The organism is Pseudomonas sp. W2Jun17 (assembly GCF_023127795.1).
GTDB lineage: Bacteria > Pseudomonadota > Gammaproteobacteria > Pseudomonadales > Pseudomonadaceae > Aquipseudomonas > Aquipseudomonas synxantha_A.
On the sequence record NZ_SPKO01000007.1, the window covers coordinates 636,070 to 649,744 of the forward strand.

Genomic DNA, 13,675 nt, shown 5'->3' on the forward strand with positions numbered 1-13,675 from the left:
GTCTGCTGTGTCTAAACAGACACCCGCGCACGGCGCATCCAGCGCTCGAACGCCATGGCATTCAGTGGCCGGCTGATCAGGTAGCCCTGGGCCGTGTCGCACTGCCAGTGCTTGAGCAGGGTGAGGCTGTGCTCGAACTCCACCCCCTCGGCCACGACCTTGAGGCCCAGGTTGTGGCTCATCTCGATGGTGGAGCGCACGATCACGCCGTCGCCGCTGGTGCTGTCGAGGTTGCGTATGAACGACTGGTCGATCTTCAACTCCTGTACCGGCAGGCGCTGCAACTGCGCCAGTGATGAGTAACCGGTACCGAAGTCGTCCACCGACAGGCTGATGCCGCAGCCGCGCAGTTGTTCCAGCACGCTGAGGGCTTGCTGTGGATTGTGCATGATGGCGCTTTCGGTGATTTCGAAAAGCAAATGCTCGGCGCTCACCTCGTATTGGATCAATAGCGCAGTGACGCGAATGGCCAAGTCGTCATCGACCAGGTCGTTCACCGAGATATTCACCGACAGTTGAATCACCAGGCCACGCAGCGCCCATTCGGCAATCTGGCGGATGGCCTCTTCAATCACCCATAAGGTCAGGGGCCCCATGCTGCCGGTGCGTTCGGCCAGGGGAATGAATTCTGTGGGCGACACTTGCCCAAGGGTCGGGTGTTGCCAACGCAACAAGGCTTCCGCCTGGCCCACATGGCCGTGCTTGAGGTCAAGCTTGGGCTGATAGCACAGGAACAACTCGCCTTCGACCACCGCCCGGCGCAGATCGCGGATCAGGGTAATCTGGCGTTGGTGAGCGAGGTCGCGATCAGGCTGGTAGATCTGCAAATGCCCCGGCATGGTGGCCGCGTCATGTCGAGCGATGGCGGCGCGGTTGATCAGTTCCTCGACCTGCTGACCGTCTGCGGGATACGCGGCAATACCGATGCTCACTTCATGACGCACTTCATCGTTACCGATGCGCTGGGGTTCGGTCAGCAGCCCGTACACGCGGTCGGCACGGGCGACGGCGGAGTCGATTTCGGTGTTTTCCAGCAACAGCAGAAACTCACTGCCGGCAATGCGCGCGGCGGTGTCGCTGGCCAGCAGGCTCATGGACAGGCAGCGGCTGGCTTCGCACAACATTTCTTCCACACCCTGGGGGCCGAAGCCTTCGTTGATGACCCGATAGTTTTCAATCCCCAGGTACAGCAACACCACCGGCCGCCGCGCACTGATCGCACTGCCCAGACGCTCCATGGCCAGGGCGCGATTGGGCAGGCCGGTGAGCGCATCATGCAAAGCGTTATGGGCCAACTGTCGTTCGCGCACGGCGATGCCGCTTTGCATGGCATTGAAAGCGCGGGCCAAGAGGCCGAACTCATCGTGGCTGCGCACCCGCACCGGCGTGTGGTAGTCACCGGCGCCGATCCGCTCAGCGGCCCGCACCAATGCATTGAGCGGGCGTGATACACGCCGCGCAAGAAATAACGCCGCCCCCAGCGAGACCAACAGCACCGCCACGGCAATCACCAGAAACTGCCGGTCCAGCGGTGCGAAGGATTCCAGGGCGTGGTCCAGCGGGCTTTGCAGCAACACGCGCACTTCATCGCCTTCGCCGCTATTGGCCAAGGGCAACACCTGGCTGAGCACGCGCTGGCCATGGAACCCTTGGACCCGCGCCTGCGGATCGATTGACGTACCCAGCAGCAGGTCGATAACGCTCGGGCGCAAACTGCCCGGCTGGGTCGTGAAGAGCTGGCCGACATGGCCGCCTTGTACGCTGAGAAACGACACCTCAAGGTTGCTCATGGAGCGCAACTCATGGGCAAATTGCGTATCCATGGGAAAGCCCATGATCACTCGGGCGATGGGCGCGGGTTCAAGGACTTCCTTCTGCACCAGCAAGTAGGGGCGCCCAGCCATGGCGACGATCAGCATTTGCTGGCCGCTGCGGCGCGCGCTGCGCAATGCATTGGCATAAGGGAACGCCTCCCCTTGCTTCATCGCCAGCAAGGTACTGACCATGACCCTGTCATCCAGGCCCAACACGAACACTTCGCTGGAGTTGACCCCAGTACCATGGCGTCCCAGGGCCTCCAGGATCGGCACAGTTGCGCCACCGGCCACGGCCTGCTTGAACGGGCCATCGATGGTGAGCCAGTCCAACCCATATTGCAGGCGGCGGCCGCGCAGGTCCAACAAGCGCTCGAACACCTGCCGCCCAGTGTCCAACTGCACCTGGGCCTGGTTCTCCACGGCGCGGGTAGTAGCGGCCTTGACGGCGAAATACGTGGCCGCCACGACCACCAGCAACAACAGCGCCAGTACTCCGGCAATCCGGGTTTGAAAGGTGTGACGCCACTGCAATGCCGCACCCGCCGGCCGCGCTCGGCGTTCTGTGCGGTGCGTTGCGTCTCTCATATGCATCCCTGCCGGTTGCTGAGCTGGCGTCAAAAAAACGTCCATCCTTAAAGAGAATTTTGTTTAGGCTAGATTAGCTTGGACAAGGCATAAGTAAACCCAATAAATACGGCACCGTTAGCGTCATATTATTGACTAAAGCACTGAGACAGCGTCATTTTGGTAATTTCATGCAATATGTTGCTATCTCACCCCCACCATTGAAACCACCGCTCCCCCGCCCCATCTAACCTGCATACTCCCTTATGCAGGTGCCCCATGAGCGACCAGCAAGACGTCCCTGATTACGACCTCAACGATTACGCCGACCCCGAAAACGCAGAAACCTCCTCGTCCAACACCGGCCTGGCGCTTCCTGGGCAGAACCTGCCGGACAAGGTCTATATCATCCCGATCCACAACCGGCCGTTTTTCCCGGCGCAAGTGCTGCCGGTGATCGTCAATGAAGAGCCGTGGGCCGAGACCCTGGAGCTGGTGAGCAAATCCGACCACCACTCCCTTGCCCTGTTTTTCATGGACACGCCGCCTGAAGATCCGCGGCACTTCGACACCTCGGCCCTGCCGCTGTACGGCACCCTGGTCAAGGTGCACCACGCCAGCCGCGAGAACGGCAAGCTGCAATTCGTGGCCCAGGGCCTGACCCGTGTGCGCATCAAAACCTGGCTCAAGCACCATCGCCCACCGTACCTGGTGGAGGTCGAATACCCGCATCAGCCCAGCGAGCCCACCGACGAGGTCAAGGCCTACGGCATGGCGTTGATCAATGCGATCAAGGAACTGCTGCCGCTCAACCCGCTGTACAGCGAAGAGTTGAAGAACTACCTCAACCGCTTCAGCCCCAACGACCCGTCGCCGCTCACCGACTTCGCCGCCGCCCTCACCTCGGCGACAGGTAATGAGCTGCAGGAAGTGCTGGACTGCGTACCCATGCTCAAGCGCATGGAAAAAGTGCTGCCGATGCTGCGCAAAGAGGTCGAAGTGGCGCGGCTGCAAAAAGAACTGTCTGCCGAAGTGAACCGCAAGATCGGCGAGCACCAGCGCGAATTCTTCCTCAAGGAACAGCTCAAGGTCATCCAGCAGGAGCTGGGCCTGACCAAGGACGACCGCAGTGCGGACGTCGAGCAGTTCGAGCAGCGCCTGGAAGGCAAGGTGCTGCCGGCCCAGGCGAAAAAACGCATTGATGAAGAATTGAACAAACTGTCGATCCTGGAGACCGGCTCGCCGGAATACGCCGTCACGCGCAACTACCTGGACTGGGCTACCTCGGTGCCGTGGGGCGTGTACGGCGCAGATAAGCTCGACCTCAAACACGCGCGCAAGGTGCTGGACAAACACCATGCGGGCCTGGATGACATCAAGAGTCGCATCCTCGAATTCCTCGCGGTGGGCGCCTATAAAGGCGAAGTCGCCGGTTCCATCGTGCTGCTGGTAGGCCCGCCGGGCGTGGGCAAGACCAGCGTGGGCAAATCCATTGCCGAGTCCCTGGGCCGACCGTTCTACCGTTTCAGCGTCGGCGGTATGCGCGATGAGGCCGAGATCAAGGGCCATCGCCGCACCTACATCGGCGCCCTGCCCGGCAAGCTGGTGCAGGCACTGAAAGACGTGGAAGTCATGAACCCGGTGATCATGCTCGACGAGATCGACAAGATGGGCCAGAGCTTCCAGGGCGATCCGGCATCGGCGTTGCTGGAAACCCTGGACCCGGAGCAGAACGTCGAATTCCTCGACCACTACCTGGACCTGCGCCTGGACCTGTCCAAAGTGCTGTTCGTGTGCACCGCCAACACCCTGGACTCGATTCCGGGCCCGTTGCTGGACCGCATGGAAGTGATTCGCCTGTCGGGCTATATCACCGAAGAAAAAGTCGCCATCGCCAAGCGCCACCTGTGGCCCAAACAGTTGGAAAAAGCCGGCGTTGCGAAAAACAGCCTGACCATCAGCGACGGCGCGCTGCGCGCGTTGATCGACGGTTATGCGCGGGAAGCCGGGGTGCGTCAGTTGGAGAAGCAACTGGGCAAACTGGTGCGCAAGGCGGTGGTCAAGCTGCTGGATGAGCCCGACAGCGTGATCAAGATCGGCAACAAGGACCTGGAAAGCTCCCTGGGGATGCCGGTATTCCGTAACGAGCAGGTACTGTCCGGCACCGGCGTGATCACCGGCCTGGCCTGGACCAGCATGGGCGGCGCCACATTGCCGATTGAAGCAACGCGTATCCACACGCTCAATCGCGGCTTCAAGCTCACCGGGCAGTTGGGTGAAGTGATGAAGGAATCCGCCGAAATCGCCTACAGCTACATCAGCTCGAACCTGAAGTCGTTTGGCGGTGATCCGAAGTTCTTCGACGAAGCCTTCGTTCACTTGCACGTGCCGGAAGGCGCCACGCCGAAAGACGGCCCGAGTGCGGGTGTGACCATGGCCAGTGCGCTGCTGTCGCTGGCACGCAACCAGCCGCCAAAGAAAGGCGTGGCCATGACCGGCGAACTGACCTTGACCGGGCATGTACTGCCGATTGGCGGGGTGCGTGAAAAGGTAATTGCAGCGCGGCGCCAGAAGATCCACGAGCTGATCCTGCCGGAGCCCAACCGTGGCAGCTTTGAAGAGTTGCCGGAGTACCTGAAGGAAGGCATGACCGTGCACTTCGCCAAGCGCTTTGCGGATGTGGCGAAGGTGCTGTTCTGATAGAGCTCTAGCGCCTGAACCGGCCTCATCGGGGGCAAGCCCCCTCCCACAGGGAACCGGCGTCGTGAATGACAACGCGGTCAAATGTGGGAGGGGGCTTGCCCCCGATGGCGTGAGTGGCCGCGACACATACCCTGCTTGTCACACCCTGCCTCATCTTCGGTTATGCTCGCCCTTCGTCGTGTATAAACGGAGCCTCCATGACCGCTGCCCGCCTGCTTCTCCCCTTGAGCCTTGCCCTGTTGGCCGCGTGCGCCAGTGCACCGAAGCAAAACGTTACCGTGGACAACCAGAGCGCCTGCCCGCTCCAGCTTAAAACCAATCAGAACCTGATCCTCACCTTGCCCAGCAATCCCACCACCGGCTACCGCTGGGCCATCCAGGACTCCGCTGGCGGTGTTCTGCGCGCATTGAGCCCCGAGGTCTATAGCAGCGCCGAATCCGGTGTAATCGGCGGCGGTGGTCAATCGACCTGGCGCTTCCAGGCATTCGCCCCAGGGCAAGGCCGTTTGCGCCTGACCTCCCAGCAACCCTGGGAGCCGGAAGCCGAACCTGTCGAAACCTTTGACTGCGCCATTACGGTGAACTGATATGCCCTGGCTGATCCTTGCCTTGATGGGCGCCGGTACCTTTATCTACGGCCTGGCGACTCACGCGACGCTGTTGTGCCTGCTGGTCAAGCCACTGCCGGTTCTGGCGCTGCTGGGTTGGCTGCATGACGCACCGCCTACCGACTATCGACGCTGGATCAGCCTGGGGTTGATTTTTTCCGTGGTGGGCGACGTATTGCTCGCCTGGCCGGGTGACCTGTTTATCTTTGGCCTGGGCGCATTTCTGTGTGCGCATCTGGCTTACCTCAAAGCCTATTTCAGCGACTGTCGGCGTCTGGCAATAGTACCGCTGATGCTGGCCCTGGCTGTCGGGGCGATCCTGCTGGGCATCCTGATCTCCCACGGTTTAGGCGAGTTGCTGATACCGGTGGTGGTTTACGCGCTGGTGATCAGCGCCATGCTCTGGCGTGCATTGGCAAGGTTGGGCAGCGCGGTACCGCAACGCTCGGCACTGCTGGCGGCAGCGGGTGCGGTGTCGTTTGTGTTTTCCGATACGTTGATCGGTATCAACCGGTTTGTATTGGCCTTCGATGCGGCGCCCTATTTGTTGATCGCCACTTATTGGCTCGGGCAATGGGGCATCACCGCCTCAGCTTTCCATCAGACAACCCGCGCATCCGACGACCAACTTGGCTAAAATGCCGGCCTTTCCCCCTCGTCGCCGGAACAACCGTGAGCAAAGAACCCGATCGCCTATTCGCCCAGCCCCTGCCCCAGGTGCCGGACTTCGCCTTTAACGAGGATGTGGTGCGGGTGTTCCCGGACATGATCAAACGCTCGGTACCGGGCTACCCGACCATCGTCGAGAACCTCGGCGTGCTGGCCGCGCAATTTGCCCAGCCGGGTAGCGTGCTGTATGACCTGGGCTCGTCCCTGGGTGCCGTGACCCAAGCCCTGCGTCGCCATGTGCGCACCGATGGCTGCCGGGTGATCGCGGTGGACAACTCGGCGGCGATGGTCGAACGTTGCCGCGAATACCTCAACGGCCAGGACTCGATGTTCCAGGAGCTGCTGCCGGTCGAGGTGATCGAGGGCGATATCCTCGCGTTGCAATTTCAGCCTGCATCGGTGGTAGCGCTGAACTTCACCCTGCAATTCATCGCCCCTGACGAACGCCTGGCGTTGCTCGGGCGTATCCGCCAATCGCTGCTGCCGGGAGGGGCGTTGATCCTCTCGGAAAAGCTGCGCTTTAACGATGTTGAAGAACACGTACTGCTGACCGACCTGCATATCGCGTTCAAACGCGCCAACGGCTACAGCGAACTGGAAATCGCCCAGAAGCGCAGCGCCATCGAAAACGTCATGAAACCCGACAGCCTCGAAGAACACCGCGAACGCCTGCTGGCGGCCGGGTTCTCGAAAGTCGTGCCGTGGTTCCAGTGTCTTAACTTTGCCTCGTTGATTGCCTTGCCATGATTGATTTATCCCCCCTCGCCCGCCATCTGGTCGGCACTCCTTTGGCCGTTTGGGCCCAGGGCCTGCAAGCGCAGCTCGACAGCAAGATGGAAAAAGGTCATGGCGACCTGGAGCGCTGGCAGAGTGCTTTGGACGCACTGCCGAAGATCCAGCCCAGCGAAGTCGACCTGTTGAACGGCCTGGTGCTGGACACCGATTGCGACGACGAAACCCGCGCCCGGATGCACTCGGCACTGATGGGGCTGAGCCCATGGCGCAAAGGCCCGTTCCACCTGTTCGGCGTGCATGTGGACACCGAATGGCGTTCGGACTGGAAGTGGTCGCGGGTTGCGCCGCACTTGAACTTGAAGGGCAAACGCATCCTCGATGTGGGCTGCGGCAACGGTTACTACATGTGGCGAATGCTCGGCGCGGGCGCCGACAGTGTGATTGGCGTGGACCCCAACTGGCTGTTCTTCTGCCAGTTCCAGGCAGTGCAACGTTACCTGTCTGAGCCCAAAGCCTGGCACCTGCCGTTCCCGTTCGAAGACTTGCCGGCGAACCTGGAAGGCTTCGACACGGTGTTCTCCATGGGCGTGTTCTACCATCGCCGCTCGCCGATCGAGCACTTGCTGGCGCTCAAGGACACCCTGGTCAAGGGCGGCGAGCTGGTCCTGGAAACCCTGGTGGTGGAAGGCGATCAGCAGCAGGTGCTGGTGCCGGAAGACCGTTATGCACAGATGCGTAACGTGTGGTTCCTGCCCTCGGTGCCGGCGTTGATGTTGTGGCTGCGCCGTGCAGGCTTCAGTGAGGTGCGGTGCGTGGATGTGAGCGTGACCACGGTTGAGGAACAGCGTGGAACAGAGTGGATGAAATATCAGTCGCTCAGTGACTTCCTCGACCCCGAAGATCACAGCAAGACCATCGAAGGGCTGCCGGCGCCGATGCGGGCGGTGATCATCGCCAAAAAGTAACTGAACAAATAGAGAGCCAAATGTGGGAGGGGGCTTGCTCCCGATAGCAGTATGTCAGTCACCTATTGGTTAACTGACCCACCGCTATCGGGAGCAAGCCCCCTCCCACATTGGAACTCCTGTGTTGGCTAGAGTGATGGCTTGGCCCGGCGAGCCTTGAAGAACTCGCTCAACACCGTGCCGCACTCCTCGGCCAGCACGCCGCCTTCAAACAGTACCTTATGATTGAGAAAGCCCTGGGTAAAAAACTGCCCCTGGCTCTGCACAATCCCGGCCTTGGGCTCCAGTGCGCCATACACCACCCTTGCGATGCGTGAATGCACGATCAACCCGGCGCACATGCTGCACGGTTCCAGGGTCACATACAGCGTGCTGCCCACCAGGCGATAGTTGCTGATGGCTTGCGCAGCGGCGCGGATCGCGACCATTTCGGCATGGGCGCTGGGGTCGTTGCCGCTGATCGGGCAATTGAAACCGCGGCCGATGATTGCACCATCCTGCACCAGCACCGCGCCCACCGGCACTTCGCCCAGTGCGGCGCCTTGGGCGGCCAGGGCGAGGGCTTCGCGCATAAAGTCCTGGTCGCGGCTGCGGTCGATAATCGCGCCGGGGCGAATCTGGCGCATCACGCCACCTCGATAGCGGCCATCAGGCCGGTTTCCATATGGTCGATCACGTGGCAATGGAACATCCACACTCCCGGGTTATCCGCCACCAGCGCCACACGGGCGCGTTCGTTCTTGCCCAGCAGGTAGGTGTCGGTGAAATACGGGATGACCTTGTGGCGGTTCGACGCAATCACCTTGAAGCTCATGCCATGCAGGTGGATCGGGTGCTGGTACTGGGTCATGTTCTTCAATTCAAAGATGTAGCTCTTGCCCTTTTCAAGCCTGGCAATCGGGCGGTCGGCACAGGTCTTGTCGGTGATGTCCCAGGCCTGGCCGTTGATCTGCCACAGGCTGGGTGGCTTACCGTTTTCGACATTGACCGACACCGAACCGACCCATTCGAAATTGAAGTTGAGTTTCTCGGCATTGGCCAGGTCCGGCTCGGCAACCGGGTTGGCCGGCAATGCCGGTGGCCACTGGGTAGGCGCATCGGTGTTGGCCACCGAACGGAAGGTGCCCAGGCGCACCGGGCCGTTGCGGATCGACAATTCTTCACCCGCCGGCGGGGCCTTGATTGCCAGACAGATGCGCATCCCCGGGCCCAGCCAGTATTCCTTGCCCAGCGGGCGCGGCTCGATGGGGTTGCCGTCCAACGCGTAGATCTGCGCTTCGACGCCGAGGATGTTGAGGCGATAGGTCAGGGTGTTGTCGAGGTTGAGCAAGCGCACGCGAGTGATTTGCCCAGCGGGCAGGTCGATGACCGCCTGGGGCACGCCGTTGATGGTGGAGAGGCGCCCTGCAGTGCCGCCCCGCGCCGCTTCACGGGGGATACTGAACTCGACAAACGCACCTTCTTCGTCGATGTGCCAGTTCTTCAGGCTCAAGGTACGTTCGTATTTGAAACCGGTGGGTTCGCGCTCTTCCACAATCAATGGGCCGACCAGGCCACGGCCAAGTTCTTCGCTGCTGCTTACGTGGGGGTGATACCAGTAGCTGCCGGCATCGGGCACGCGAAATTGGTAGTCGAAATATTCCCCAGGCAGCACCGGCAATTGCGAAACGTAGGGGACGCCGTCCATTTCCAGCGGCAGGCGGATGCCGTGCCAGTGGATGGTAGTGGCGACCGGCAGGTGATTGATGAAACGTACCCGCAGCCATTCGCCCTGGCGCACGCGCAACTCGGTGCCAGGCGCCGAAGGGCCGAATGCCCAGGCTTGGGTCTTGTGCCCCGGTACCAGTTCCACGTCCAGGGGCGCGGCAATCAGTTGGTAGTCGCTTCCTGCGTTGGCATCGGCGACCTTGCCCAGCCAGTAACGATAGGCGCCACCGGCGCCCACACCGACGACTGCCAGGCCGGCAAGGCCACCGAGGATCTGTCGACGGGAAAACGATTGGGACACAGCAACCTCACGTATCTGCCGCAGGCCAAGGCCCGCAAAGGGCAGATACGATACACCTGCGTCGCCTAAACAGTAAGGCTTCGCATTGCCGCATGGCGCAATTGTGGATGTCGATAAAGATCAACATGTGGGAGGGGGCTTGCTCCCGATGGCGGTGGGTCAGCTAAAAACATGCTGACTGACACACTGCTATCAGGAGCAAGCCCCCTCCCACATTGTGAACTTCATTGTGGCTTATATTGTGTTTGCTCAGGTCCTGGCAGCCGCCAGAATCAAGGCTTTCATCTCGGCAACCGCACCCTTGAAACCGACGAACAGCGCATGGGCCACCAGTGCATGGCCGATGTTCAGCTCGTTGATGCCCTTGATCGCCGCCACAGCTTCGACGTTGTGGTAGTGCAAGCCATGGCCGGCATTGACGATCAAGCCTTCGTTGAGCCCGCAGTTCACGCCGTCGATGATGCGTTGCAGCTCGTCGGCCACTTCGGTCGGGGTGGTGGCGTCGGCGTAACGGCCAGTGTGCAATTCGATGGCCGGGGCACCGACACGGCGCGAGGCTTGGATCTGGCGTTCGTCGGCGTCGATAAACAAGGACACTTCGCTGCCGATCTTCGACAGCCGCTCCACCGCGGCCTTGATCCGCGCTTCTTGACCTGCGACATCAAGGCCGCCCTCGGTGGTCAGTTCCTGGCGGGTTTCCGGCACCAGGCAGATATGCGCCGGGCGAATGCGCTCGGCAAACGCCATCATTTCTTCGGTGACGCCCATTTCGAAGTTCATGCGCGTTTGCAGCACGTCCTTGAGCAGCAGCACATCACGCTCCTGGATGTGGCGGCGGTCTTCGCGCAGGTGCACGGTAATGCCGTCGGCGCCCGCTTCTTCGGCGTCCAGCGCGGCCTTGACCGGGTCAGGGTAACGGGTGCCCCGGGCCTGGCGCAGGGTGGCGACGTGGTCGATGTTGACGCCAAGAAGAATGCGATTGCTGGTGGTCACGGAAGCGCTCCTGAAAAGGGAAAGAATCGGTGCACAGCATACACGGGGATGTCAGGGCTTTCGAAACAACTCGCGACTGACCAGCGGTCGCCCGCCCAGGTGCACGGCAAGGGCCTGGCGCATCAGGCGCTTGGCGGCGGACAAGGCGCCCGGCGCGCTCCAGTCCGCGTCGCTCATGGCCAGCAGTTCGCTGCCCTGGAACAGCCCCGGCTGCAACAGGTACACGCGCTCAAGGCCCGCATCCACTTGCAGGCGGTACATGCCGTCGGCGGCGACGGGATCGCCGTGCAGGTCGTTGTGCAATTCAAAGCCATAGCCCAGGTCGTCGAGCAAGCGCCATTCGAAGGCGCGCAGCAGCGGTTCCAGGGGGCGCCCTTCAGCCAGGGCCAGCAGCGTCGCGGCGTAGTGATCGAAGACTGCCGGGTGCGGGTCTTCGGCGGGTAACAGCCGGATCAGCAGTTCATTGAGGTAAAGGCCGCTGAACAGTGCATCGCCGTTAAGCCAGGCAGAGGTGCCGACGCTTTCCAGGCGGCCGACGTTTTTCAACTCGCCTTTGCCGCGAAACTCCACATCCAGGGCCACGAAGGGCCGCGCCAACGTACCTGCCTTGCCCCGTGCGCTGCGCAGCACCGCACGCAGGCGGCCTTGAGGCGTGAGGAAGTCCACCAGCGCGCTGGTCTCGCGATAGGCGCGGCTGTGCAGCACGTAGGCGAGTTGGCTGGGAGGTGGGGATTGAGACATGGGAACTCACTGCTGGAATGCAATTTTTAAAACCACACAACCTAATGTGGGAGGGGGCTTGCTCCCGATGGCGGTGGGTCAGTTAAACAAATAAGTGACTGACCCTCCGCTATCGGGAGCAAGCCCCCTCCCACATTTTTTCAGACCTGCGGTGTTCTTAAAGGTCGCCATAGCCCAGTGAGCGCAACGCACGCTCATCATCTGACCAGCCACCCTTAACCTTCACCCACAGGTTAAGCATGATCTTGGAGTCGAACAGCAGCTCCATGTCCTTGCGCGCTTCGGTGCCGATGCGCTTGATGCGCTCGCCTTTGTCGCCAATGATGATTTTCTTCTGGCCGTCACGCTCGACGAGGATCAGCGCATGGATATGCAAGGTCTTGCCCTGCTGCTTGAACTCTTCGATCTCGACGGTGATCTGGTACGGCAGCTCGGCACCCATCTGGCGCATGATTTTCTCGCGTACCAGCTCGGCGGCGAGGAAACGGCTGCTGCGGTCGGTGATCTGGTCTTCCGGGAAGAAATGCTCGTTTTCCGGCAGGTAACCGGCGATCACGCGCTCCAGGGCTTCGAGGTTGTGGCCGTGCTGGGCCGAGATCGGCATGATCTGGGCGTTCGGCAGTTGTTCCTGCAACCAGGTCAGGTGCGGCATCAGCTCGGCTTTGTCTTCGATGCGGTCGGTCTTGTTCAACGCGACGATCAAGGGGCCGGTGACGTACTGCACACGCTCGAGAACCATCTGGTCTTCGTCGGTCCACTTGGTGCGGTCGACCACGAAGATCACCACGTCGACGTCTTTCAACGCCGCCGAAGCGGTCTTGTTCATGTAGCGGTTCAGGGCTTTCTCACCGCCTTTGTGCATGCCCGGGGTATCGACATACACCGCTTGCACGTTGCCTTCAGTCTTGATGCCCAGCATGTTGTGGCGAGTGGTCTGGGGCTTGCGCGAAGTGATCGCGAGCTTCTGGCCGAGGATGTGGTTGAGCAGCGTGGACTTGCCCACGTTCGGGCGGCCGACGATGGCAACATAGCCACAGCGTGTTGCGGTTGAATCAGTCATGGCCATTCTCCACGCCCAGGGCAATCAGTGCTGCAGCGGCCGCTACCTGTTCGGCAATGCGACGGCTCACACCCTGACCTCGGCTTTTTTCGTTCAATAAGGTGATTTCACACTCCACGAAGAACACGCGGCAATGGGGCTCACCCTGGATATCCACCACTTCGTAGCGTGGCAGTTCGCAACCGCGGGACTGCAGGTATTCCTGCAGGCGGGTCTTGGGATCTTTGTTGGTGTCGACCAGCGTCAGGCTTTCGATTTCAGAAGCCAGCCAGGCGACCACGCGCTCCTTGGCCGTCTCCATCCCTGCATCGAGGTAGATTGCGCCGATCAAGGCTTCCAGGGCATCGGCCAGAATCGATTCGCGACGGAAACCGCCGCTTTTCAACTCACCGGACCCCAACCGCAGGTACTCGCCCAGGCCGAAACCTCGGGCCAGCACGGCCAGGGTCTCGCCTTTCACAAGGCGCGCCCGCAGGCGCGAAAGCTGGCCTTCGCGCGCTTGAGGAAAACGCTCGAACAGCGCCTCACCGGCGGCAAAATTGAGGATGGCATCACCGAGGAACTCCAGGCGCTCGTTATTGCGCCCTGCAAAGCTGCGGTGTGTGAGGGCAAGGACCATCAATTCGGGGTCCTTGAAGGTGTAGCCGAGCTGGCGCTCGAGACGACTTAGAGAAACGGTCACGGTTTATCCATATCTAGTTGGTGGCACCGGCGGCCATCGACGATTGACGCAGTGTTCAAATTCACATCCTGGTTGGTGCTGCATGGGGCCGGACGGTTAATTGTCCAAACCCCAGAAAAGCATTCGGCGC

Annotated in this window: 12 protein-coding genes; 5 read left to right on the plus strand and 7 right to left on the minus strand. The window is 61.2% G+C overall.

Annotation, left to right across the window (positions count from 1 at the left end):
* Positions 1 to 11 precede the first annotated feature (11 nt).
* Positions 12 to 2,348: a GGDEF domain-containing phosphodiesterase gene (locus E4O98_RS06215; RefSeq protein ID WP_248134490.1), complete on the minus strand. Its 2,337-nt coding sequence runs from the start codon at positions 2,346 to 2,348 to the stop codon at positions 12 to 14.
* Between the two features lie 312 nt (positions 2,349 to 2,660).
* Between E4O98_RS06215 and lon the strand changes: the two genes are divergently transcribed.
* The 5 genes from lon to cmoB all read left to right on the plus strand — a co-directional run bounded on the left by lon (position 2,661) and on the right by cmoB (position 8,061).
* Complete coding sequence (gene lon, locus E4O98_RS06220; protein ID WP_032877610.1) at positions 2,661 to 5,081, plus strand: endopeptidase La; 2,421 nt, start codon at positions 2,661 to 2,663, stop codon at positions 5,079 to 5,081.
* A 200-nt stretch (positions 5,082 to 5,281) separates the two neighbouring features.
* Positions 5,282 to 5,671, plus strand: a complete 390-nt coding sequence (locus E4O98_RS06225) for a protease inhibitor I42 family protein (RefSeq protein ID WP_032877611.1) — start codon at positions 5,282 to 5,284, stop codon at positions 5,669 to 5,671.
* A gap of 1 nt (position 5,672) precedes the next feature.
* Positions 5,673 to 6,329 carry a lysoplasmalogenase gene (locus tag E4O98_RS06230; protein WP_078820364.1) on the plus strand — a complete coding sequence of 219 codons (657 nt, stop codon included), beginning with the start codon at positions 5,673 to 5,675 and terminating at the stop codon, positions 6,327 to 6,329.
* A 35-nt stretch (positions 6,330 to 6,364) separates the two neighbouring features.
* Complete coding sequence (gene cmoA, locus E4O98_RS06235) at positions 6,365 to 7,108, plus strand: carboxy-S-adenosyl-L-methionine synthase CmoA (RefSeq protein WP_248091128.1); 744 nt, start codon at positions 6,365 to 6,367, stop codon at positions 7,106 to 7,108.
* Positions 7,105 to 8,061, plus strand: coding sequence for a tRNA 5-methoxyuridine(34)/uridine 5-oxyacetic acid(34) synthase CmoB (gene cmoB, locus E4O98_RS06240; RefSeq protein WP_032877614.1), 957 nt, complete (start codon positions 7,105 to 7,107; stop codon positions 8,059 to 8,061). Before cmoA ends, cmoB begins: the two co-directional genes overlap by 4 nt.
* A gap of 128 nt (positions 8,062 to 8,189) precedes the next feature.
* On the opposite strand, the gene tadA is transcribed toward cmoB, so the two are convergent.
* The 6 genes from tadA to rnc all read right to left on the minus strand — a co-directional run bounded on the left by tadA (position 8,190) and on the right by rnc (position 13,545).
* Positions 8,190 to 8,687: a tRNA adenosine(34) deaminase TadA gene (tadA, locus tag E4O98_RS06245; RefSeq protein ID WP_078820361.1), complete on the minus strand. Its 498-nt coding sequence runs from the start codon at positions 8,685 to 8,687 to the stop codon at positions 8,190 to 8,192.
* Positions 8,687 to 10,069 carry a multicopper oxidase family protein gene (locus E4O98_RS06250; RefSeq protein ID WP_248134429.1) on the minus strand — a complete coding sequence of 461 codons (1,383 nt, stop codon included), beginning with the start codon at positions 10,067 to 10,069 and terminating at the stop codon, positions 8,687 to 8,689. Before E4O98_RS06250 ends, tadA begins: the two co-directional genes overlap by 1 nt.
* 249 nt (positions 10,070 to 10,318) lie before the next feature.
* Positions 10,319 to 11,062, minus strand: coding sequence for a pyridoxine 5'-phosphate synthase (pdxJ, locus tag E4O98_RS06255; RefSeq protein WP_148853384.1), 744 nt, complete (start codon positions 11,060 to 11,062; stop codon positions 10,319 to 10,321).
* Positions 11,063 to 11,113: 51 nt separating this feature from the next.
* On the minus strand, positions 11,114 to 11,803 hold the full coding sequence (recO, locus tag E4O98_RS06260) for a DNA repair protein RecO (RefSeq protein ID WP_005785148.1): 690 nt from the start codon (positions 11,801 to 11,803) through the stop codon (positions 11,114 to 11,116).
* 157 nt (positions 11,804 to 11,960) lie between these two features.
* Positions 11,961 to 12,863: a GTPase Era gene (gene era / locus E4O98_RS06265; protein ID WP_005785147.1), complete on the minus strand. Its 903-nt coding sequence runs from the start codon at positions 12,861 to 12,863 to the stop codon at positions 11,961 to 11,963.
* Entirely contained in the window at positions 12,856 to 13,545 is a 690-nt protein-coding gene (rnc, locus tag E4O98_RS06270; protein WP_005785145.1) for a ribonuclease III, read from the minus strand. Before rnc ends, era begins: the two co-directional genes overlap by 8 nt.
* Positions 13,546 to 13,675: the final 130 nt, after the last annotated feature.